Source organism: Halopelagius fulvigenes, from assembly GCF_042662625.1.
Taxonomy (GTDB): domain Archaea; phylum Halobacteriota; class Halobacteria; order Halobacteriales; family Haloferacaceae; genus Halopelagius; species Halopelagius fulvigenes.
In genome coordinates, this window is record NZ_JBHSXH010000015.1 from 1,256,922 (window position 1) to 1,279,537 (window position 22,616).

The following is a 22,616-nucleotide window of genomic DNA, read 5'->3' on the forward strand; positions in this document are numbered from 1 at the left end:
TCGAATTCGACCATGCAGCGACGCCGCGCTCTCGGCGCGTTCGGTACCGCGGCCTTGGGGTCCCTCGCGGGGTGTCTGGGCGGCGCAACGAGCCTCTTCGAGACGACGCAGAACGAGGAACCGCCGTTAGTCGAGAACCGCCCCGACGCGGTGTACGTCCCCACGCACGTCGAGGGGATGGAGATGGTCGGAACGACGGACGCGGGCGACCTGAAGGTCGGAGTGATGTACTCGTACCCCCACCGCTTCTGGGTCGTCGAGAACGAGGGCGGCGAGTACGTGACGAAGCAGACGCCGATCGAGGGCGACGACGCCGTCCACCTGATGGCGACGCCGTGGAACCCCGAGACGGGGACGGTCGTCCCGAACGTCGGCCTGTCGCTGGAGATTCTCCGCGACGGGTCGCTGGTGTCCGAGGAGGTCATCTACCCGATGCTCTCACAGCGCATGGGCTTTCACTACGGCGCGAACTTCCCTCTCGACGGCGACGGGACGTACGAGGTTCGGGTGAGCGTCGGCGGAACGAACGTGGCGCGGTTCGGCGCTCTGGCGGGGAAGTTCGAGGGCGGCGGCGCGGGCACCGTCGAGTTGGAGTTCTCCAACCGGGACCTGAACGACATCCAGTACCGACTGCTCGAAGACCGGCAGGGGCAGCGAGGCGCGCTCACACCGATGGAGATGGAGATGATTCCGACGGGTGACACGCCGGACCCCCTCCCTGGGATGTCGCTCGGGCGCGGGACGAGCGGTGACGCCGCGTTCGTCGGGAGCGTCGTCGAGGACGACCGGTTCGGCGAGAAGCCGTACCTCGTCGTCTCGGCGCGGACGCCGCACAACGCCCTCACGATACCGGGGATGGCGCTCTCGGCGGCGGTTGACGGCGGAGAGACCTTCGGCGGCCGGTTGACGCCCGGCCTCGACCCCGAACTCGGCTTCCACTACGGCGCGCCCGTCGCGGACCTCTCCGGCGACGCCGACGTGACCGTCAGCGTGGACGTGCCGCCGCAGGTGGCCCGCCACGAGGGCTACGAGACGGCGTTCCTCGATACGGGGTCGTTCGATCTGCGGTGAGGCGGCGGGCGCGAGAAGAGTCGCCGCCGCCGCGACGGCGAGAGGGAGGGATATTTAAACCGGAGTCGGTGCTCGGACCGTCACTCGGGTTTTATCGTGACCCTCCGTACCTCTACGTCGTTCTCCCGAATTCGTTCGAAGGTGCGCCCGTCGACGTCGCTTATCTTACCCTCGATGCGAACACGAACTTCGTTCTCCTCGGGCACCGTCTCGGTGACCCAGGTGATTTCATCCCAGTTAGCGTTCATCAAACTGCTCCACCCCAACGAGAGGACGTACGCGCTGCGCGCAGGTAAATATCATTATTAATTTCACCCTATTCGCGTGGGAAGACCGTACAGTCGCACCGATGGGGAACGAGACGGAAGGCGCAGACGGACGATACAGGCGGCACGACGGCCGAGTTGCGTCGTCGCGTCGCTCGGACGAACACAATATTTGAGTGTCGCGCCGGCGTATGTACCATGCGATGGTTCCACGTTTTAGCGCGGGGGACTCCCCGTGAACCCGGCGTATCTCGCACTGGGTGGGCTCCTCCTCGTCGGCACCGTCGTCGACATACTCTGGACGACGCTCTGGGCCGAGGGCGGCGCGGGTCCGTTCACCTCGAAGATGATGCGGTGGACGTGGAGCGCGTTAGAGTGGGGAAGCGGCGGGCGGTCACGCGTACTCACCTTCGCCGGACCGGTTATCCTGACTCTCACCCTCGTGTTCTGGCTTCTGTTCATCTGGATGGGGTGGGCGTTGCTCTTCGCCGGCGGGACGGACGCCATCTACAACACGGGTACCGGCCGGGCGGTCTCGTGGGCCGACACGATATACTTCGCCGGATACACCGTCTTCACCCTCGGGAACGGCGGCTTCTCGCCCAAGGAGGGCGTCTGGCAGATGGCCACGGTGCTGGCGACGGCGAGCGGGATGCTGTTCGTCACGCTGAGCGTGACGTACCTCCTCTCGGTCCTCAGTGCGGTCACGCAGAAGCACGCGTTCGCCGGCGGCGTGACCGGACTCGGGACGGACGCCGACACCGTCGTGCGGGCGTTCTGGGACGGCGAGGGGTTCCGCGGCGTCGACCACCAACTGGACACGTTCTCCGACCAGGTCAACACGCTCACGGCGAACCACAAGGCGTACCCGATTCTCCACTACTTCCACAGCAAGCAGGCGGAGAACGACCCCATCGTGGCCGTCGTCGTCCTCGACGAGACGCTGACGCTCCTCCGGTTCGGGCTCGCGGAACGGAACCGGCTGAGCGGGGCCCTCCTCAAGGGGGCGCGTTCGAGCGTCGAGGACTACCTCAGCACGCTCGACGCACTCAGCACGTCGGCCGGTTCCGTCGACCGCGACCCGCCCCCGCCGGACCTCGACTCCCTCCGCGACGCCGGCCTCCCGACCGTCTCCGGCGAACGGTTCGCCGACTCCTTCGACGACGACCTGAACGAACGACGGCGGACGCTACTCGCGTTCGTCGAGAGCGGCGGACGGGAGTGGCCCTCCACGAAAGAGCAGTAGTACTCTATCCGCGAACGTGATGTCCGACGGGACGGCCGACGCGGCATCGAACGCGGGCCGTCGCTATCGTCGGCTGTTTCTCGGGCAGGTACGGCGGCGAGAGAGCGGGATCAGCGGTGGATCAGACCCAGTATCCGACTCCGAGCGTCGTCGGCGGAGTCGTACGTCTGATTGTCGGTCGGAGCGAGCACTTCTTCGAGCGACTCCTCTCCGCCTCGCGTTTGGATCACGTAGTCGCCGTACGCTTCGACCAACTCGTCGGTCGTGACCGGGTACTCCTCCGATTCGAGCGCTTCGTCGAGGTCACCGAGTCGGTTATCGAGGTCACCGCTCATCGGTTTGTCCTCGTCGGCGCGGTCGCGCGCCTCCTCCATCTCCCGCTTTCGCTGGCGTTTCTCTCTGTCGTCGGCTTGCTTGTTTCGGCCCTTTTTGTCGTCTGCCATCCCCCGTGCTAAGAGATTGAGTCGGATAAGAGCGCGGGCGGTTCTCGACGGGACCGAACGGTCGCACGTCCGACGGGTATCGGGGCTTAAGTCGCGCACCTCCGCAGTGAGAACCAATGCGAGTAGTGTACATCGACATCGACTCCCTCCGCCCGGACCACATCGGAGCGTACGGGTACGACGCGCCGACGACGCCGAACCTCGACGAGTTCGCGGAGGACTGCGTCGCGTTCGAACGGGCGTACGTCGCAAATTCGCCGTGTCTCCCCTCGCGGGCCGCGTTCCTGACGGGGCGGTACGGGCTTCAGAACGGGGTCGAAACGCACGGGCCGCAGTCGCAGCAGCTCCACCACCCGTCGAACGAAGTCGATTGGGCCGGGACGTGGGCGGACCACGTGCCGGAGCGACAGTGGTGGAGTCTGCCGCGGCTGTTCTACGAGGAGCGCGTTCCCGCGTTCGCCGTCTCGTCTTTTCCCCGGCACCCCGCACCCTGGTTTCACGACACGTGGCACGAAGTTCACCAACCCCAAGAGCCCGTCGGCGAGAACGAGTCGTTCCAGACGCCGCGGGCCGAATCGGTCGTCGACGACGCCATCGACGTACTCGCCCGGCACGAAGGCGGAGACTTCTTCGCGTACGTACAGCTCTGGGACCCGCACGGTCCGTATCTCCGCTCGGCGGAGGAAGTCGCGGCGTTCGAGGACGTTCCGATGCCGCCTCACCCGACCGCCGAGCAGATAGCCGACCACCGAGAGTGGGACGCGTGGCGTTCCGCGGACCACATGGGCGTCCGGGACCGCGACGACCTCCGAGCGCTCATCGCGAACTACGACGCGGAGATACGCTACGCCGACCGCCACGTCGGCCGACTGCTCGACCACCTCCGAGAGAACGCGCTCTACGAGGACTCCCTCGTCGTCGTGACGGCGGACCACGGCGAGGAGTTCGGCGAGCACGGCCTCTACCGCGAGCACTGGAGCACCCACGACGGGACGCAGCGCGTCCCGCTACTGGTCAAACCCCCCGCCGACACCGAGTACGAACCCGGCCGCCGGTCGCAGCTCGTCACGAACGTCGATATGCCGCCGACGCTCGCGGAGTACGCGGGCCTCGAAACGCCCGCCCGGTGGCAGGGCGACTCGGTACGCCCGCTTCTGGAGTCGGCCGACGAACCGTGGCGGGACGCCGTCGTCTTCGACCACGGCCTCTACACCGCCCAACGCGCGATACGGACCGACCGCTGGAAGCTCGTGAAGACGTATCACGCCGGCATGTGGGAAAGCGTCGTCCCCGAGACGCAACTGTTCGATATGGACGCCGACCCGTGGGAGCAGTCGGACGTGTCGGAGACGCACCCGGACGTCGTGAGTCGCTTGGAAGGACGCCTAACCGACTGGGTCGAGGAGCACAGGGAGGGCGACCGAGACGCGTTGCGGGCGGTCTCCGAGAGCGGCCCGATGGGGTGTCGGGCGTTCGGCGACGGATTCGACGGCGTCTGAGCGCGGGTGTATCGCTAACACAGTTTCAGGAACGAGAAAAAGTTCTTCACTCGAAGTTGTGCTCTTATTACCAGATTGTAACACAATTTGCGAATGAGGCAACCTTAACACGGGACGGGTCGATTGTCCGGTGATGGGTAAGTCCAACCGAGACTGGTGGCCGAACAGGTTGAACTTGGAGATACTCGATCAGAACGCTCGCCGCGCCGATCCGATGGGCGAGGACTTCGACTACGCCGAGGAGTTCCAGACGCTCGATCTCGACGAGGTGAAGGCCGACATCGAGGAGGTGATGACGACGTCGGAGGATTGGTGGCCGGCCGACTACGGCCACTACGGACCGCTCTTCATCCGCATGGCGTGGCACAGCGCCGGCACGTACCGCACCACCGACGGCCGCGGCGGCGCGTCCGGCGGCACGCAACGTTTCGCACCCCTCAACAGCTGGCCCGACAACGCGAACCTCGACAAGGCGCGCAGGCTGCTCTGGCCGGTCAAGCAGAAGTACGGCCGCAAACTCTCGTGGGCCGACCTGATCGTCCTGACCGGGAACGTCGCCTTAGAGTCGATGGGCTTCGAGACGTTCGGGTTCGCCGGCGGGCGCGAAGACGAGTTCGCGCCCGACGCGGCCGTCGATTGGGGCCCCGAGGACGAGTGGGAAGCGTCCGACCGCTTCGACGAAGAGAGCGAGCTCGAAGAACCGCTCGCCGCCACCGTGATGGGCCTCATCTACGTGAATCCGGAGGGACCGAACGGCGAACCGGACCCGGAAGGGTCGGCGGAGAACATCCGGCAGGCGTTCAGTCGGATGGCGATGAACGACGAGGAGACGGCCGCGCTCATCGCCGGCGGACACACGTTCGGGAAGGTCCACGGCGCGGACGACCCCGACGTGCACGTCGGCGCCGTGCCCGAAGAGGCGCCGATCGAGCAACAGGGCCTCGGCTGGGAGAGCAGTCACGGCTCCGGGAAAGGGAGCGACGCGATAACGAGCGGAATCGAGGGGCCGTGGAACTCCACCCCGACGCAGTGGGACATGGGCTACCTCAACAACCTGCTCGATCACGAGTGGGAACCGGAGCGGGGCCCCGGCGGTGCGTGGCAGTGGACCACGAAGGACGATTCGCTCGACGGCGTCGCACCGGGCACCGAGGACTCCTCGGAGAAGGAGGACGTGATGATGCTGACGACGGACGTCGCTCTGAAGCGGGACCCCGACTACCGGGAGATAATTGAGCGCTTCCAGGAGAACCCCGAGGAGTTCCAAGACGCCTTCGCGAAGGCGTGGTACAAACTCATCCACCGGGACCTGGGCCCGCCGTCCCGGTTCCTCGGCCCGGAGGTCCCCGACGAGGAGATGCTGTGGCAGGATCCCGTCCCCGACGCCGACTACGACCTCATCGGAGAGGAGGAAACCGCCGAGCTCAAGGAAGAAATCCTCGACTCGGACCTCTCCGTCTCTCAACTTGTCAAGACCGCCTGGGCGGCGGCGTCGACGTACCGCGACAGCGACAAGCGCGGCGGCGCGAACGGCGCTCGCATCCGCCTCGAACCCCAGAAGAGCTGGGAGGTCAACGAGCCCGCGCAGCTGGAGACGGTGCTTTCGACCTACGAAGCGATTCAGGAGGAGTTCAACGGCTCGCGGTCCGACGACGTGCGCGTCTCGCTCGCCGACCTCATCGTGCTGGGCGGCAACGTGGCCGTCGAACAGGCCGCGAAGGACGCCGGGTACAACGTGGACGTACCGTTCGAACCCGGCCGCACCGACGCCACGCAGGAACAGACCGACGTCGAGTCCTTCGAGGCGCTCAAACCGGAGGCCGACGGGTTCCGTAACTACCTCGGAGACGGCCACGACCAGTCGGCCGAGGAGTTGCTGGTGGACAAAGCCGACCTCCTCGATCTGACGGCCGACGAGATGACGGTCCTGGTCGGCGGCATGCGCGCGCTGAACGCGAACTACCAGGACTCCGAACTCGGCGTCTTCACCGACCGGCCGGAGACGCTGACCAACGACTTCTTCGTGAACCTGCTGGACATGAGTTACGAGTGGGAACCGGCCTCGGGGTCCGAAGACAAAGACATCATGGAGCGGGAATCTCCCTCGGAGGACATCGACGACGTCTACGAGTTGCGCGACCGCGAGACGGGCGACGTCGAGTGGAAGGCTACCCGCGTGGACCTCGTCTTCGGGTCGAACTCCCGGCTGCGAGCCATCGCGGAAGTCTACGCGCCCGACGACGCGGAAGAGGAGTTCGTGCGCGACTTCGTGGACGCGTGGAGCAAGGTGATGAAACTCGACCGCTTCGACCTCGAGTAATCTCGGTCGAGAGCCTCCGGACCGGCGACCGCGTCCGACACCTCGACGGTGCGTAGCCGCGGTCCCCGCTCCGACCTCGCAGACGGCTGGTAGGGAGATACCGAGTCCGACACCCTGACGGAGTCGAACGGTGGTCGTTCCGCTCGGTTCACTCCCGAGTTGACATCACAGTCGTCTCTCGGGGACAGCGAGGGGTCTCTCTCGTCCCCACTCGCCGAAGTCGATTTCCGATTCTCCAACGGTCTCCCCTTCTCGTTCGTCGTGGAGACGGCCCGGTCCGCGTTCGTTCCGGTGAGAGAGGACGGGGGGTTCGATCGGTTAGTTCTCGGTGGACTGCTGAACCTCGTAGGTGAGAACCGCAAAAACGTCCCCCCGTTTCTCCACATCGACCAGTTTCAGGGGCGGATCTGTGATCCGACGGGGCAGTAGCGGCGCACCCGAAGCGAGCGTGACGGGAGCGACGCTGAGAACGATCTCGTCCAAGAGACCGCGGTCGTGGAACTGTCCAACGAGGTCGCCGCCGCCGACGAGCCAGACGTTCTCGCCGTCTGCGGCCGTCACCATGTCCGCGTGGACGGGCGCAACGTCTCCCTGCACGAAGCGGATGTCCGCACCCTCGACCGCCGGCAGTTCCCGAGTGCTGAACACCCACGTTGGATCCTCGTACGGCCACTTTTCCGGGTTCTCCAGGAGGTTTTCGTGCTCGACGATCCACTCGTACGTCGTCGAGCCCATGGCCACGGCGCCGATTCGATCCATGAATCGGGCGTAATCGTCGTTCACGCCCTCGATCTCCTCGATATCTCCGAACTGAAAGAGCCAATCGAGGGAGTTGTCCTCGTCCGCGAGATACCCGTCAATGCTCGTTGCCGTGTAGTATTGGGTCTTCACTGGCGATCTCTCTATGTCCTTCAACGCGCTTGGCTGCCCCGGTCGTCCTCACCACGCTCAGAGAGCTGGTATCAGAGTGGTGCAGAAGACCGATGGGCTCTGACGGATTCGAACGTCGGTCACTCACTCCGCTCGCAGATCTCCAGTGAGGCGGATTGGAGAGGGCTCATCGCCAGTCCAACGGAGTGGTAGCGACTGGCGACTGATTCTCCTCTTCGGTGTGAATACACCAAATCAGACCGGCGCAAGCGAGATGAATGATCTCATCGAGTTCCGCATAGTAACGCTATAGGAGCCTCCTTGCGGATTACGGATAATGGGCCTAAGGGGATGGACCTATTCCGACGTTGTTGGGAGGCAGTTTATCGTCGCCCTCGGTGGTATTTTCGTCGCGCTGGCAGTCAGCTATCCGTTCCTTCCGATCGTTACCGATGCGTCGTCCAACGTCTGGGCAGTACTTGGTGTTCTGGTCGGTATTCCGGGCCTCGTCCTGTCGTACGGTGGCTATCAGTTGCCCCGCTCCGACATCCGTTGCGAACTCTATCCGACCGTCGGGAAGTGGTGTCTCCGCGGTATTCTGGTCGGCCTCGCCATCCTCGCTCCAATCGTTCTCGCTAGTGACGAGCCAGATATCGTCGGAAATACGCTCTTACTCACGGCATTAGGTAGTTTCGCGGGCTTCGGCGCGGGGAGGTACGACGCGCGAGCCAAGACCCGGCAACTCGAACTCCAAGAAACGGTCGATCGACTCGAAGCCTCGAACGAGCGCCTAGAACGACACCGGCAGTACACCGACGATATTCTCGACGCGATCGACGACGTGTTCTATGTGATAGACGAAAACGGGTCTCTCAAACGTTGGAACCGGAGCCTCTCGGAGGTTACCGGCTACACGGACGAGGAGATATCCTCGATGGCTGCAGCCGACTTCTTCGATGACGACGACCGTGATGCCGCTATGGCTGCGGTCCGAAACGGCTTCGAGAGCGGCTCGGTGAACGTAGAGATCGATGTACGCACCGAGGACGGCGATACCGTCCCCTTCGAGTTCGTCGGATCCGCGCTCGAGGACACGTCCGGAGACCCTGTTCTGGCCGGCATCGGGCGTGACGTTACGGACAGGGTCGAACGCGAACAGCGGTTCAAAGAGTCCAACGAGCGCTTAGAGCAGTTCGCCTACGCCGCCTCCCACGACTTACAGGAGCCCCTCCGGATGGTGTCGAGCTACCTCCGACTCCTCGAACGTCGGTACGGCGACGAACTGGACGAGGACGGCGAGGAGTTCCTCGAGTTCGCCGTCGACGGGGCCGGTCGCATGCGTGATATGATCTACGGGCTACTGGCGTACTCCGCGTTGAGACCCAGGGAGAACCGTTCGAACCGGTGGACCTCAACGAAGTGGTTAGAGACGTGCTCGACGATCTCGGCGTACAGATTACCGAGAGTGGTCCCGACATAGACATCGAGGAGTTGCCGCGTGTGGTGGGAGACAAAAGTCAGCTGCGGCAGGTGTTTCAGAACTTGGTGAGCAACGCGCTCGAATACAGCGGGGACGACTCGCCACACGTACACGTTTCCGCCGAACGGAACAGTTCGGCGTGGAAGGTGTCGGTCCGGGACGAGGGAATTGGGATCGAACCGGACGAGCAAGATCGTATCTTCGAGGTGTTCCAGCGGCTCCACGCTCCCGGCGAGCACGGAGGCTCGGGCATCGGGCTGGCACTGTGCGAGCGGATCGTCGAACGTCACGGCGGCGAAATCTGGGTCGAATCCGAACCGGACGAGGGATCGACGTTCTCGTTTACGCTTCCGACGGAGGACGACCACGACGAGTGAGCCCGCGGGTGGCGAGCAATCGACATCTCCCTCGTCGCGGATGGTGAAGCCGGACGGCGTCGGTCAGTTGTACACATCTCCTGAGCGGTCAGTCCGACGAGTGATTGCGAAGCACCCAATCTTCAGTCGGAAGAATTGGATTAGATGACATACATTCTCCAGCTCACCAAACTCTTTAGGGAGATATTTTTCATAGGTAGAGTACATCCGGAGAAGTAGAAATGGCAGTCAAACAAGACGGCACTCCGTCCGGGCGTTCGACGATTGACTCTCTCGCCGTCCTTGACGACAAGCACCGACTCGCCGCAGTCGGTATCCTCGCAGCAAAAGACCGTTCAGTCACCCTCTCGTCTCTTGCAGAGGGGGTTGCCGCGGAGATACGAGACGTCGAGCGAGGGAAGATACCCAAGCGGGATATCGAACAGGTGGAGATAACGCTCCACCACAACCACCTGCCGAAGTTGGACGATGCAGGTGTTCTCGAATACTCCCCCGAGGACCACCGCGTCGTTCCGACCGACGGCCTGAAAACAGCAGAGACGCTCACGAAAACGATCGATACGAACTAACGGTCTCGCGGGCTCTTTCGGATCTCGTGAGGTTTTCGAGAGGAGGTGTTCGTGACGGTAGGGTTACCCACCGGTCGAAGTCAGGGATAGCTGATGTCGAACGGTGTATCTTACATCGGCCTCCGTGGCAATTATCCTAACAACGTAGGGGTGTGACATATGCCAGTCCGCAGTACACTGTACGTTGTATGGCAACGAATATTTCCTGCGAATCTTGCGGATGCAACCTGTTGGCGTTCTCATCCCTCGGTGCGAAGCCAATCGGGAGAGACGAATGCCCCAGGTGTGAAGGCACGGATTTTTCCTTTACCAAGTAGTCCGTCCGCAGGCGGGAGGCCGACCTTTGCGATAAAGCGAGAAATCCTGAGCGAAGCCGGCGAACAACAGTCGGTGGTATGTCTTACGTCTCGAAATTACTCGCAACAGGGAGTGTGAACGAGAACGTCGAACCCCGGCCGGGGTCGGACTCGACCCAGACATCGCCGTTGTGGCGCTCGATGATGCGCTCAACCAGCGCGAGACCGATACCAGTGCCTGCGTGTTCGTCCCGGGTGTGCAGGCGCTGGAAGACCTCGAAGATGCGGTCAGTATCCTCCGGAGCAATACCGACGCCGTTGTCCTCGACGGACACGAGCCACCGGTCGCCGTCGCGCTCGGCGTCGATGTGGATCCGCGGGGGTTCGTCGTCGCTGTACTCGATGGCGTTGTCCAGCAGGTTCTGGAAGACCTGCCGTAACTGCCCACGATCGCCCTCCACGCGAGGGAGGTCTTCGGCGGTAATCTCGGCGTTGCTCTCTTGGATCATTACTTGCAGGTCGTCACAGACCTCCGAGAGGACATCGTCGAGGTCGACGGCCTCGAACGGTTCCCCCTGGGTCTCAACGCGTGAGTACGCCAGCAGACCGTCGATCATGTCACGCATCCTGTCGGCGCCGTCGACGGCGAACTCGAGGAACTCCTCGCCGTCCTCGTCCAGTTCGTCGCCGTACCGACGTTCAAGCAACTGCAGATAGCTCGAGACCATTCGGAGCGGCTCTTGGAGGTCGTGGGAGGCGGCGTACGCGAACTGTTCGAGTCGCTCGTTGGACACCTCTAGCATACGTTCGTATTCCCGTCGCTCGGTCACGTCTTGGATCACGATCATGCCCGCGTACACCTCGCCGTCGGCGTCACTGACAGGGAGTGTGTGGGCGTGCAGATGTCGGCCGCGGTATTCGATTTCGAAGGAGCCTGCCTCACCGTCGAGTGCGGCCCGGAAATGCGGTTCTAACTCCTCAACCAGATCCGATGTATGGAGTTCAGTAAAGCGGTGTCCGATTCGATCCTCCGGGCCGTAGTCGAATCGGTCGAAGAGCTGACCGCCAATAGCGGTGTACTGCAGGTCCTCATCGAACAGGCCCACCGCTCCATTCGGGAAGTTTTCGGCCAGCGTTCGGTAGCGGCGTTCGGACTCCTCGAGCGCGCGTTGGGCCTCACGGCGTTCGGTGATGTCTGTTAAAGTAGCCACGCCGCGGGTCACCTCGCCGTGCTCGTTGCGGACGGGCATCCCCTCCAGCCGGACGACCCGGCGCTCGCCGTCGACCGCCTCGATCTCGTAGATGTCCGGGTCGAGTACCTCCTCGCCGTCGATGACCCTCGCGAGCGTCATCTCGTCTGGCTGGACGCGCTCGCCGGAATCCGCGTCCCAGACCGGGTACTGCTCGTACTCCTCGACGGACTCGACGTCGAAGACATCGCCGCCCCAGATCTCGTGTGCAACGTCGTTGGCTTGGACGATCCGCCCGTCGGCCTCCGCGACCACGACACCGACGGGAAGGACCTCGAAGAGGGTCTCCAGCTGTTCGTTGTTCCGCTGGAGTTCTAATTCGGCGCGTTTGCGTTCGGTGATGTCGGTGAGCGCCCCCGGGAAGCGGATCGGCTCGCCGTCGTCGCACTCGACGTGCCCGCGAGCGACAACCCACCGGAGATCGTCGTCAGCATTCCACACGCGGTATTCTTCCTCGTAGTCGCCGCACGTCTCGACGGCCTCCTCGATTGCCGCCGTCACTCGCTCACGGTCATCCTCGTGGATGGCTTCGATAAACTGATCGAGCGACACACCCTCGCGGGCGACATCAGGATCGATGCCGAACGTCCGAGCGAACGTCGTACCGACGACCATCTCGTCCTCTGGAATATGCCATTCCCAGGTCCCAACCGCGCCGGCTTCTGTCGCTGCCTCTAACCGCGACTTGGCATCCTCGAGGTACCGTTCGTATTCCCGGCGCTCGGTAACGTCGCGAGCGATGGCGAGGACGTACTCCTGATCGAGGTCAACGTAGGAAGCGTTGACCTCAACCGGGTACGTCGAACCGTCCTTACAGCGGTGGTGTCCATCGAAGGTCAGTTGCCCCTCGGCACGCAGTTCCTCGACGAACGACCGCCACGCCTCCTGGTCGGGAATCTCGGTTTCGAGATCCGTGACCGTGAGCTCAAGGAATTCCTCACGCGAGTACCCCCGCCGCTTACAGGCAGTGTCGTTGACGTCGAGATAGCGGCCCGTCTCTGGATCCACCACCAGCACGCTGTCGTTCGAGTGATTGAGCAGGGTGCGGAACAACTCGAGTTCGCGCTCGTGCTGCTTGCGCTCGGTGATATCGCGGTCAGAAACGATGATGGACACGACCTCACCGTCGTTGTCGGTGACGGGTCGGTAATAGCCGCTGATGGTGTACGGCTCGCCGTCCGAGCGGGTGAGGTCGGCCTCGAACTCGACGTACTCGCCCGCAGCCGCCTGCTCGATCCACTCTTTCACCTGAGACTGGACGCCGTCGCCCTCGCCCCACCACGGCGTCTCCCAGAACGGCTCGCCCCGTACATCCTCGAGATTGGCGTCGACGTACTTCATGGCCGTCTGGTTGATGTCCCGGACGGTCCCATCGGGGTCGAGCAGGCCGACGAGGATGTTGGGATCCTCGAAGATGGCCTCGTACCGGCGCTCTTTCCGCCGGAGTTCACGTTCGCGCTCGCGGAGCTCCTGTTCCGTCTGTTTCCGGTCCGCGATGTCGCGTACGACCCCGATGCTCCCCTCGAACGTCCCCTCTTCGACGAGCGGGTGTAGCTCTAGTTCGCAGGGGATGGTCTCGCCGTCGGCCATCCGGGCGGTGAACTCGATCGGTTCGCCCTCGCGGTCGCCGTCCACAAATCGCCGGTAGATCTCGCGCTGGATGCGATCGGCGTCCTCGTCGTCAAGCACGATCGAAGCGTGCTCGCCGAGAAGTTCCTCCCGGGCGTAGCCGGTCAACCTAACTATGGAATCGTTGACCGCGACGAACCGCCCCTCGGCGTCGAGCTGATAGATGCCATCGTCCACCATATTGACGAGCGTGGAGTAACGCTCGACTGCACGCTCGCCGGTAGCGTCTGCCCAAAACCCACCCTCTGGAGTCCCGGCTTGATCGCTCATACGAACAATGATGAATCTCGGGGAGGAAAAGGTCGTTGTGTACTGGCCGGGCCCGGAATCGCTCTTGGATTGAATACGATGAGACGGCGGTTGATCAGTAACCGACGTAGTACTTGTCGTGCTCTCGTCCCAACTCGTCGGGCTCCATCGGAGGGAGATCACTCCGAGTTCGATTCCGTCACAACAGAATCGAAGCACTGCTCGCTTACGCTCGCGGGTTTCTTCATGGGCCCTGACGGATTCGAACCATCGACCACTCGGTTATGAGCCGAGCGCTCTAACCAGGCTGAGCTAAGGGCCCTCGTACGTTCACCACTTCCCCCGGGCACCTCTTTAGCGTTGTCGTTGTCCGCCGGACGAACCGACCGACGGAGCCCCGACTCGGCGGTCGGAGACGAGAGGAAGTGGAAGCGCCGTCGCCAGGACTCGAACCTGGGACCACCTCGTTAACAGCGAGGTGCTCTACCAACTGAGCTACGACGGCTCGGGCTTTCTCCGCACTCCTTCGTACACCGAGGTTGTTTGTAGGGCTTTCGTTTTGGAGCGATAGTGCGCCTTGTCACCGTGCGTCCGGCGGCGGACGCACCGACACCCTTTCGCCCGCCCGCGGTGAAGCCGAGACGACCATGGCCGACTCGGAGGACATCTCGCGCGTCGTCGAACGCGTCCGGGAGCGAATCGACCCGGACGAGGACGAACGGACCGCGCTTCGCGAGACCGCGTCCGCGCTGACTGCCCGCGTGGCGGACGAACTCGCGGACCTCCCGGTCGAAGCCGACGTGATTCGGGTCGGGTCCACCGCCCGCGGGACGTGGCTCTCCGGCGACAGGGACATCGACCTGTTCGTCCGCTTCCCCGCCGACGTAGATAGGGAGTCGCTGGAGTCCTACGGCCTCGAAATCGGCCGCGCCGTCCTCCCCGACGGGCGCGAGGAGTACGCCGAACACCCGTACGTCACCGGCGAGTTCCGCGGCTTCGACGTGGACCTCGTCCCCTGTTACGACGTCGAGGACGGGTCCTCGCTCCGGTCGGCGGTGGACCGCACGCCGCACCACAACGCCTACCTCCGCGAACGCATCGACGACGGACTCGCCGCGGACGTGCGCGTGTTCAAGCGCTTCCTGAAGGGCATCGGCGCGTACGGGAGCGACCTCCGAACGAGGGGGTTCTCGGGCTACCTCACCGAACTGCTCGTCTTGGAGTACGGCGGGTTCGAGGAGCTCCTTCGGGCCGCCGCCGACTGGCACCCGCCGGTCGTCTTCGACCCCGAGGACCACGGCGAACGGTCGTTCGACCATCCCCTCGTCGTCGTGGATCCGACCGATCCGACGCGGAACGTGGCGGCCGTCTGCTCCGCGGAGAACGTCGCCCGACTCCAACACTACGCCCGCGCGTTCCTCGACGAACCCGACGAGTCGTTCTTCTTCTCGCCGGACCCCGACCCCCTCTCGCCCGACGAGGTCCGCTCGCACGTCGAACGGCGGGGAACGACGCCCGTCGCCGTCGTCTTCGACGCACCCGATATCGTGGAGGATCAACTGTACCCGCAGCTCCGCAAGTCGCTGTCGGGCGTGCGGTCGGAGCTCGACCGCCGGGGGTTCGGTCCCCTGCGAGCGACGACGTTCGCCGAGGACCGGGCGGTCCTCTTCGTCGAGCTCGCGCACGCGACGCTTCCGACCATCTCCCGCCACGAGGGGCCACCGGTGCACGTTCGCAACCACGCCGAGGGGTTCTACGACGCCTACGCCGACGGTGACGACGACTACGGCCCGTTCCTCGACGGCGATCGGTACATCGTCGAACGGGACAGAGCGTACGCCGAGGCGGCGGCGTTCCTCGAAAGCGACGCCATCTTCGACGTCGGACTCGGCTCTCGGGTGGAGTCTACCCTCGAAGAATCGTACGAGGTGCTCGTCGGCGGGGAGGTGGCGGAACTCGCAGAGACGGAGACGTTCGGCGTCGAGTTCGCCCGTTACTTCGAACCGAGTCCGTGAGCCTCGCGCACGTCCGAGACGAGCGTCTCCGTCTTCTCGTTCGGTTCGTCGTCCGGTTCCATGGGCGACCGGCCGTCGAACGTCTCGTGGACGATTGCGACGCCCTCCGAGAGCGTGTCGAGACCGTACCCGCCCTCTAAGACGAACGCCAGTCCCGCGTCCACGTCGTCGCAGATGCTCCTCACTCGGTCGGTCATCAGCGCGTACCCCTCCGTGGAGACGCGCATCCGGGAGATGGGGTCGTGTCGGTGCGCGTCGAACCCCGCGCTGACCAAGAGGAGATCCGGGTCGAACCGTTCGAGCGCCGGGCGGAGGAGTTCGTCGACGACGAGGAGGTAGTCAGAATCGCCCGCGCCCGCCGCGAGGGGGGCGTTCAGCGTCGCGTTCTCGCCGTCGCCCTCGCCCGTCTCCTCGATTTCGCCGGTGCCGGGGTAGAGGCCGTCCTCGTGGACCGACGCGTAGAACACGTCGCCCCGGTCGTAGAAGATGTCCTGCGTCCCGTTGCCGTGGTGGACGTCCCAATCGAAGACGGCCACGCGTTCTACGTCGAGTTCGTCGTCGTCGAGTACCGTCTGCGCTGCGACGGCGGCGTTGTTGACGAAGCAAAAGCCCATGGCGTCGTCTTCGACGGCGTGGTGCCCCGGCGGGCGTCCGAGGGAGAAGGCGGTGTCTCTCGCGTCCGCGCCCTCGACCGCTTGGCGGGCGGCCCACTGCGCGAGGCCCGCCGACGCGAGGGCGGCGTCCCACGTCTCCTCGGAGGCGACGGTGTCGGGGTCCCAACTCCCGCCGCCGTCCTCGCAGAACTCGCGGATTTCGGCGACGTAGTCGGGGTCGTGGACGGACGCCACGTCGTCGTCGGTGGCGGGGTCGGCGTCCACGTACTCGACCCCGTGGCGCTTCGCGAGGGCGCGCCTGATGGCGCGGAGTCGGTCGGCCGTCTCCGGGTGTCGTTGACCGGTGTCGTGCGCGAGACAGGTCTCGCTGTAGCCGAACTGCATCGGTCTACTCGAAGAGGGCGAAGTACGTCTCGATGTCTTCGGCCTGTATCGTCCGCCGGTCGGCGTGGCGTGCGAGCTTCGCGGCGGCGCTCGCGACGTTGTCGGCGTAGTCCTCCAAGATGTCGGCGAGTGCGATGCGCGCACCCATCGACACACGATACCGGTCGTCGATGTCGAGTCGGGCGATGCGGTCCACGGGGGCGATTGGCAGCTCCAGTTCCTCCCGTTCGACCACCTGTTCGACGCCGAAGTCCTCGGCCATCAGGGTCTTTCGGCCGTCTTCCTCGGCGCGTTCGGCCGCGTCGGCCGAGAGGTCGGACCCGCGACGTTGGATGCGCCGGGCGAGTTCCTCGGACGCGTCGGCGCTGACCCGAAGCTCGCCGGCGTTGCGCCGGATAATCGTATCGACCGGGGCGAACGGTAACTCGACGCTCATACCCTCATATGCCGTCCGTGCGGCGTATAATCCTTTCCGTAGCGGCTCTCGTCGGTTCTCGGCACCTCTCGAGCGCTCTCGACGCCACGAGGCCGGTGTCACCGCTGCGCGCGCCGTTCGCTCGCCGAAAGGGGGAGCGTCGCCCGCCGTCTACCGGTTCTCCAAGGCGACTTCGGTCGCCTCGATACGACCGTCGCGCACCGCCCCGCGAACCGTGACCTCCTGACCGAGTTTGAGCGACTCGTTCGTCTCCACGCTCCGCGTCTCGGTGCCGTCGTCGAGGACGACGGGGTCGCCCGCCTGAACGACGGTCCCCGTGAACTCCTCTATCTCGCCGTCGTCGGGGTCCGGCTCCGAGGACCCGCCGGACGACGAACTACCGGACGACGAACTGCTGGACGACGAAGCGCCGTTCGCCGCGGACGGGTCGGACGACCCGCCGGAGTCGCCCGTATCACCGGACTGCGTCTGGTGGCCTGACGAGCTTTGCTCGTCAACGTCCTCGAACGCGCCGAGTCCCTGCGACTGCGACTCCGACTGCGACCCGTCCGCGCCACCCGCGGCGTTCGCACCGTCGGGAGCCTCGTCCATCACGCTGATAGTGGACCGCCACCCGGCGGAGGCTTCGAGGTCCTCCTGCCAGCCGTCTTTTATCTCCACGTCCGTGAGGACGACGTAGTCCGCGAGGTCGACGTCGGTGTCGGCCTTCTCGCCCCACATGGCGACGCGGATGTCGTCGGTGTCGTCTTTCACGCGGATGTTCCGAACCTGTCCCTCGGACCCGTCGTCGCGATCGAACGTGCGCTTGGGGTCCGTCTCGATGACGCCGCCCGCGATGTCGACCGTCTCGCCGAGTTCGAGGTCCGCGATGTCCGTCGTCTCGGGGACGTACTCGATGTCCTCGTCGAGTTCCTCGACCGCGCCGCGGTTGCCGACGTGGAGTTCGAGCGACCCGTCGCGTTCGCGGACGTACCCGTCCACGACTTCGACGGTGTCGTCCGGTTCGAATTCGTCTACGAGGTCGGCCTTCTCGTCCCAGAGGGTGACCCGGATGCGGCCGGTCGGGTCGCCCACCGTCAGGTTGGCGACGCGGCCCTCGGACCCGTCGTCCCGGTCGAACGTCCGCACCGAGTCGGTGCTGAGGACGCGACCCTTCAGATTCACGTCAGAGAGGCCGAGCGAGAGGTCCTCGACGCGGTAGGTGTCCTGCATCTGGACGTCGACTTCGGCGTCCGGGTCGGGTTCGACCTTGTCGACGCTGACCTCGACACCGTTGTACCCCTCCTTGGGTCGGCCCGCGATGCGGAGCACGTCCCCCGCTTCGAGGCTTTCGAGGGCGTCCACGGCGACGTTGTCCCAAAGCGAGATGCGGATGCGCCCCGTCTCGTCGGCGACTTCGACGTTGAGGACGCGGCCGTCCTCGTCCTCGCCGTCGCGTTCGAAGGTCCGGAGTTCGCCGATGCTCATCACCTTGGTGAGGAACTTCACGTCCTCCATGCCGGGTTCGATGTCGGCGACGCCCTCGACCTCCTCGTCGCGGAGTTCGTGCGCGATGAGCATCGCCGCCGTCTCCTCGTCGGCGAGTCCGCCCATCTGTTCGACCTTGTCCTCCACGGCGGCTTCGAACTTCTCGAACGGGACGTCGGTTTCGAGGTCCTCGTAGACGTCTTCGATCGCACCCATCTACTCGACACCTCCGTCCCGTCGTCCGCGTCCGACGCTGCGAAGAGAGAAACCCGTGGTTCGGGCGATAGCGGCCATAATCCTATCATCGTCCAAGGTAGGCCCGCGCTTAAGCGTTGTCTTCGCGGGAGTACCCCGGCGCAGTCGGGCGATTAGGTCGACGAGTCGGAACACGGGAAGCCGTGGCCGCCCGGTCGTACAAAAAGTCTCGTCTCGGCGGCGACTGCGCTCGAAAGCGGTCGCTCAGCGCTCCTCGCGGGCCACCTCGCGCTTCCCGTTCACGTCGTCGTGGACGACGACGACGGCGGAGGGGACGGTGCCGTCGAGTGCGACGCGCGCCTCGTAACCGAGGTTCTCCAGCGCCTCGGTGCACATCTCGTCGTCGTCGCGTTCCTCCACGGCGGCGACGACGAGCGTCACCAGCCCTTCCTGGCCGTCGTAGGAGAGGTGTTCCAGCGAGGGGACCGTACAGCCGTTCTTGCCGACGATACACCCGGTGACGGTCACGCCCTCGTCGTCGAAGGCGACGCTGGCTTCGCCCGGCGACGGGCACTCGTCGAGGGGGGTGAGCGACGACTCGGTGAAGCGGGGGTGCGTCCCCGACGCGCCGCCGCCCGACCCCGTCGTCGGTAACTCGTCGGTTCCGGTCGCGTCCGTCTCGGTTCCCGTTTCGGTCTGTTCTGTTTCGGTCTGTTCCGTGTCGGTGGTCTCTCCGTCGGAGCCGGAGGAGCCTCCGAGGCAACCGGCGAGGGCGAGTGGGAGGAGCATTGCAGTTCCGGCGAGGACCGTTCGGCGGTTCATACCTGACAGTCTCGCCCTCGGGAAATAGCCGTATCGTAAGCACAAACGGTCGTTGGTGCTTTCCGCGCGGCGGGGTGGCACACCGCGAGGGAGTACCCGCATCGCAAGCCATTTCAAAGGGTGCCGCCAATCAACGAGTGAGTCCTGATAGGGTAGTGGACTATCCTCTTGGCTTGCGGAGCCAGGGACCGGAGTTCAAATCTCCGTCAGGACGCTCATTTCATTCGCGACCTGACTTGCCCTACGCTCGCGTTCGCTCGCGTAGGACTCCGTCAGGACGTCGTTCTACCGAGGCAAGACGGCGAGAGCCTTCCGTGGCTCTCGCCTCTGCCGAGGATGTTGACTCAGACACGGAGATTTGAACAGGGAGCGACCAGAGAGCGCCATTTTTGAGAGTGACAGGTAACAGAGGCGTATGGACAGATTGAGTCGGGTTCTCGTCCGGTGGAAACTCGTGTTCGGCATCCTGCCGGTTCTGTTCGTCGCACTCGGTGTCCTCTCGGAGAACTTTGTGGCGGTGGCCGGCGGTGTGTTCCTCGTCGGAATCGCGCTGAGCGTCGTCTACCTGTTTGCCGAGTACGCGCCGGCGTCGGCCGAGTAGTTAGGTGGTGCCGTCCGAACGTCACTCGCACACATCGTAACCGTCTTAAGCAAACGAGGTGTAGCGAAGGATGAGTCCTGATAGGGTAGTGGACTATCCTCTTGGCTTGCGGAGCCAGGGACCGGAGTTCAAATCTCCGTCAGGACGTTCACTTCGTTCACGACCTGACTTGCCCTACGCTTGCGTTCGCTCGCGTAGGACTCCGTCAGGACGCTACTTTCCGAGAACTACACCGCGAGAGCCCTCTATGGCTCTCGCGTCCATTCGAGGTTATGCGGTCACCACGGAGATTTGAACAGGGAGCGACCGAAGGGAGCGACTGAGTTCAAATCTCCGAGAGGGTACTCACTTCGTTCGCACCCTCACGTGCTTCACGCTCACATCCGTTCGCGTGAAACTCCGTCAGGACGTTCACTTCGTTCACGACCGACTTGCCCTACGCTCGCGTTCGCTCGCGTAGGACTCCGTGAGATCACTTGTGGCCTCACGTGGCCCCGTTCACGCTGTTCACGGGGCCTCCGTCAGGACGTTTCTGCGAGGCGCTACGCGACGAGCGACAGAGAGAAGGGAAAGATTCTGCAGTCTGGAGGCCACGTTCGGCCGTCCGAACAGAGCGTTCGTACCCGACGCGGACTACTCCTCGTCGTACCTCGACGGAACGTCGTGCTCGTCGTCGCTCTCGTCAATGGGGCGAACCGACGGCGTGCGACGCTTTCGAATCGGCCGCGGCGACGGGTCGCGAGAGGAGTCGTCCTTCGGCGAACCGACCCACTTCTCGTGACAGTCCGGGCAGTAGTTGCCCTTGTACGTGCTGGTGAACGAATACTCGGAACCGCAGGCGACACAGACTGGTTCGTGCGTTCGCTTCATTCCGTCACCTCCAGAATGGTCGGATTGCCGACTCGTTTCATGTGCTATCACGGGGCCTACGGTACGAATACGTATAAGCGTATCACCGCGCCGCTGAGGCCCGAACGGGCGAGCGTCGGCTATTTAGGACGCGGACGACGTGTCCGGAGTATGGAACGAATACTCCGCGTCGGGGCGGCGGTGTTCAACGCGGGCGACCACCACGCCGCCCACGACGCGTGGGAGTCGCGGTGGCTCGAACTGGCGGACGGGACGCCGGACGAGCGACTGCTCCACGGCCTCATCCAGTACACGGCGGCCGTCCACCACGCGCGGAACCGAAACTGGAGCGGTGCGACCGGGTTAGCGACGAGCGCGCGCGAGTACCTCGGGGACGTGGACGATGCGGACGAGAACTACCGGGGCGTGAACGTCGGCGCGGTGCGGCGGTATCTGGGTCGCCTCGCCGCGGACCCGGAGTTCGCCGAACGCGCGCGCCCGCTTCCGTTGCGCATCGACGGGCGAGTCGTCCGGGCCGACGACCTGCCGTTCGAGGGGGTCGTCGACGCCGCCAGAGTCGTCGCGGAGGACTACGACGCCTACGACGAGGCGGTCATCGAACGCGCGGTGGAGTACGCGACGGAGGAAGTGGAGGAGGACGACCCGGGCGTAGGCGGCGGGCGGTCGGGGACGCGGTACGTCGCGTTCCTGTTCGACTTCGTCGGCGACAGGGAGAACCGCGATATACTCTACGAGAGGCTGTTCGCGCACGTCGAGCGAGAACGCGCGAGAGAACGCGACGTGTCCGGACTGTTCGAGTGAGTCACTCCTCGTCGCCGCCTTCGTCTTCGAATTCCGCGGAGTTGTCTATCGGGTCGAAGCCGAGAACCTCCTTCGCGCGGTCGATGGAGTAGTACTTCCGGTCGTTGTTGCTGATGCCGTAGACGGTCTCGAACTCGTAGTCGGCCTCGATGCACCGCGCGAAGAGGTGCGCGCAGTCCCGGTACGAGAGCCACATCGCCTGTCCGCGTTCGTAGTCGACGGGCGGGTGGCCCTCCGTCAGGTTGCCGATGCGCACGTTGACGACGGAGATGCCGTACTCGTCGTGGTAGTAGCGGGTGAGAATCTCGCCCGTCGCCTTGCTGACGCCGTAGAGGTTGCTCGGGCGGGGGAGTTCCGTCCCGTCGAGTCGGAAGTCGTCGTGCGAGCGGTACAGGTCGGGCGTGCGGTCCGCCGTCTCGTAGTTGCCGACGGCGTGGTTCGACGAGGCGAAGGCGAACTTCTCGACGCCCGCCTCGGCGGCGGCTTCGAGGACGGTGTGCGTCCCGTCGATGTTGTTCTGCAGGACGCTGTTCCACGGCGCTTCGGGTCGCGGGTCGCCCGCGAGGTGGATGACCGCCCGGACGCCGGAGACGGCTTCTTCGACGGCCTCTCTGTCGGTGATGTCCGCGGCGTACACCGCCTCGTCGGCGACCCCCTCTGGAATCTTGTCGTCAGACAGCGGTTCGCGGTCGAGCAATCGCCAGTCGTAGTCGGTCCCGATGTGGCGGAGAATAGCCTGACCGACGCGCCCACCCGCCCCTGTCAAGAGAACCGGGTCGTCCATTCGGTCGTTACTGGGCGAAGGATGGCTAAGAAAGGCCCGATTCGCGTCTGCGAGGAGCCGAG

At 64.6% G+C, this 22,616-nt stretch carries 18 protein-coding genes, 4 tRNA genes and 1 pseudogene; 11 read left to right on the plus strand and 12 right to left on the minus strand.

The features are described 5' to 3' along the window. The first annotated feature begins 12 nt into the window (after positions 1 to 12). Entirely contained in the window at positions 13 to 1,071 is a 1,059-nt protein-coding gene (locus ACFQEV_RS16620) for an iron transporter (protein ID WP_379698466.1), read from the plus strand. A gap of 80 nt (positions 1,072 to 1,151) precedes the next feature. Here the strand turns inward: ACFQEV_RS16620 and ACFQEV_RS16625 are convergent, their stop codons facing one another. Next, a complete protein-coding gene (locus ACFQEV_RS16625) occupies positions 1,152 to 1,322 on the minus strand; it encodes a hypothetical protein (RefSeq protein WP_379698469.1) in 171 nt (56 codons plus the stop codon). Positions 1,323 to 1,572: 250 nt separating this feature from the next. Here ACFQEV_RS16625 and ACFQEV_RS16630 point away from each other — a divergent pair, with 250 nt between their 5' ends. Then, positions 1,573 to 2,583, plus strand: coding sequence for an ion channel (locus ACFQEV_RS16630; RefSeq protein WP_379698472.1), 1,011 nt, complete (start codon positions 1,573 to 1,575; stop codon positions 2,581 to 2,583). Between the two features lie 110 nt (positions 2,584 to 2,693). Here ACFQEV_RS16630 and ACFQEV_RS16635 read toward each other — a convergent pair whose 3' ends face one another. Continuing rightward, positions 2,694 to 3,026 (minus strand): DUF5789 family protein, encoded by a 333-nt coding sequence (locus ACFQEV_RS16635; protein ID WP_379698475.1) that lies wholly within the window; start codon positions 3,024 to 3,026, stop codon positions 2,694 to 2,696. Between the two features lie 116 nt (positions 3,027 to 3,142). Here ACFQEV_RS16635 and ACFQEV_RS16640 point away from each other — a divergent pair, with 116 nt between their 5' ends. Both ACFQEV_RS16640 and katG read left to right on the plus strand, forming a co-directional pair. Next, entirely contained in the window at positions 3,143 to 4,525 is a 1,383-nt protein-coding gene (locus tag ACFQEV_RS16640) for a sulfatase family protein (RefSeq protein ID WP_379698477.1), read from the plus strand. Between the two features lie 133 nt (positions 4,526 to 4,658). Then, the gene (katG, locus tag ACFQEV_RS16645; RefSeq protein WP_379698479.1) at positions 4,659 to 6,845 is read left to right on the plus strand and encodes a catalase/peroxidase HPI; all 2,187 of its coding nucleotides are present in this window, start codon (positions 4,659 to 4,661) and stop codon (positions 6,843 to 6,845) included. A 318-nt stretch (positions 6,846 to 7,163) separates the two neighbouring features. On the opposite strand, the gene ACFQEV_RS16650 is transcribed toward katG, so the two are convergent. Further along, entirely contained in the window at positions 7,164 to 7,760 is a 597-nt protein-coding gene (locus tag ACFQEV_RS16650) for a dihydrofolate reductase family protein (protein WP_379698481.1), read from the minus strand. A gap of 292 nt (positions 7,761 to 8,052) precedes the next feature. On the opposite strand from ACFQEV_RS16650, the pseudogene ACFQEV_RS16655 reads away from it, so the two are divergent. Together ACFQEV_RS16655 and ACFQEV_RS16660 are read left to right on the plus strand one after the other, a co-directional pair. Continuing rightward, a pseudogene (locus ACFQEV_RS16655) lies at positions 8,053 to 9,572 on the plus strand (sensor histidine kinase). 221 nt (positions 9,573 to 9,793) lie between these two features. Then, the gene (locus ACFQEV_RS16660; protein WP_379698483.1) at positions 9,794 to 10,141 is read left to right on the plus strand and encodes a DUF7344 domain-containing protein; all 348 of its coding nucleotides are present in this window, start codon (positions 9,794 to 9,796) and stop codon (positions 10,139 to 10,141) included. Between the two features lie 400 nt (positions 10,142 to 10,541). Here the strand turns inward: ACFQEV_RS16660 and ACFQEV_RS16665 are convergent, their stop codons facing one another. From ACFQEV_RS16665 to ACFQEV_RS16675, 3 genes are all read right to left on the minus strand, one after another. Further along, complete coding sequence (locus ACFQEV_RS16665; RefSeq protein WP_379698485.1) at positions 10,542 to 13,586, minus strand: PAS domain-containing sensor histidine kinase; 3,045 nt, start codon at positions 13,584 to 13,586, stop codon at positions 10,542 to 10,544. Positions 13,587 to 13,812: 226 nt separating this feature from the next. Next, positions 13,813 to 13,887: transfer RNA gene (locus ACFQEV_RS16670), tRNA-Ile, on the minus strand. 110 nt (positions 13,888 to 13,997) lie between these two features. Continuing rightward, a tRNA-Asn gene (locus ACFQEV_RS16675) sits at positions 13,998 to 14,070 on the minus strand. 142 nt (positions 14,071 to 14,212) lie between these two features. On the opposite strand from ACFQEV_RS16675, the gene cca reads away from it, so the two are divergent. After that, on the plus strand, positions 14,213 to 15,580 hold the full coding sequence (cca, locus tag ACFQEV_RS16680; protein ID WP_379698487.1) for a CCA tRNA nucleotidyltransferase: 1,368 nt from the start codon (positions 14,213 to 14,215) through the stop codon (positions 15,578 to 15,580). On the opposite strand, the gene ACFQEV_RS16685 is transcribed toward cca, so the two are convergent. The 4 genes from ACFQEV_RS16685 to ACFQEV_RS16700 form a co-directional block, all read right to left on the minus strand. Then, positions 15,559 to 16,578, minus strand: coding sequence for a histone deacetylase family protein (locus ACFQEV_RS16685; RefSeq protein WP_379698489.1), 1,020 nt, complete (start codon positions 16,576 to 16,578; stop codon positions 15,559 to 15,561). The two genes, cca and ACFQEV_RS16685, sit on opposite strands and share 22 nt — an antisense overlap. Positions 16,579 to 16,582: 4 nt before the next feature. Continuing rightward, positions 16,583 to 17,014: a histone family protein gene (locus ACFQEV_RS16690; protein ID WP_379698491.1), complete on the minus strand. Its 432-nt coding sequence runs from the start codon at positions 17,012 to 17,014 to the stop codon at positions 16,583 to 16,585. A 150-nt stretch (positions 17,015 to 17,164) separates the two neighbouring features. Then, positions 17,165 to 18,697: a single-stranded DNA binding protein gene (locus tag ACFQEV_RS16695; RefSeq protein ID WP_379698493.1), complete on the minus strand. Its 1,533-nt coding sequence runs from the start codon at positions 18,695 to 18,697 to the stop codon at positions 17,165 to 17,167. Between the two features lie 243 nt (positions 18,698 to 18,940). Then, positions 18,941 to 19,498, minus strand: a complete 558-nt coding sequence (locus ACFQEV_RS16700; protein ID WP_379698495.1) for a hypothetical protein — start codon at positions 19,496 to 19,498, stop codon at positions 18,941 to 18,943. 141 nt (positions 19,499 to 19,639) lie between these two features. Here ACFQEV_RS16700 and ACFQEV_RS16705 point away from each other — a divergent pair. From ACFQEV_RS16705 to ACFQEV_RS16715, 3 genes are all read left to right on the plus strand, one after another. Further along, positions 19,640 to 19,712 (plus strand) — tRNA-Arg (locus ACFQEV_RS16705). Between the two features lie 201 nt (positions 19,713 to 19,913). Then, a complete protein-coding gene (locus ACFQEV_RS16710) occupies positions 19,914 to 20,099 on the plus strand; it encodes a hypothetical protein (RefSeq protein ID WP_379698497.1) in 186 nt (61 codons plus the stop codon). A gap of 74 nt (positions 20,100 to 20,173) precedes the next feature. After that, positions 20,174 to 20,246, plus strand: a tRNA-Arg gene (locus ACFQEV_RS16715). A 486-nt stretch (positions 20,247 to 20,732) separates the two neighbouring features. Here the strand turns inward: ACFQEV_RS16715 and ACFQEV_RS16720 are convergent. Continuing rightward, entirely contained in the window at positions 20,733 to 20,969 is a 237-nt protein-coding gene (locus ACFQEV_RS16720) for a DUF7564 family protein (protein ID WP_379698499.1), read from the minus strand. Positions 20,970 to 21,119: 150 nt separating this feature from the next. Here ACFQEV_RS16720 and ACFQEV_RS16725 point away from each other — a divergent pair, with 150 nt between their 5' ends. Further along, a complete protein-coding gene (locus tag ACFQEV_RS16725) occupies positions 21,120 to 21,770 on the plus strand; it encodes a DUF309 domain-containing protein (RefSeq protein WP_379698502.1) in 651 nt (216 codons plus the stop codon). Between the two features lies 1 nt (position 21,771). Here ACFQEV_RS16725 and azf read toward each other — a convergent pair whose 3' ends face one another. Next, positions 21,772 to 22,554: an NAD-dependent glucose-6-phosphate dehydrogenase Azf gene (gene azf / locus ACFQEV_RS16730; RefSeq protein ID WP_379698504.1), complete on the minus strand. Its 783-nt coding sequence runs from the start codon at positions 22,552 to 22,554 to the stop codon at positions 21,772 to 21,774. Positions 22,555 to 22,616: the final 62 nt, after the last annotated feature.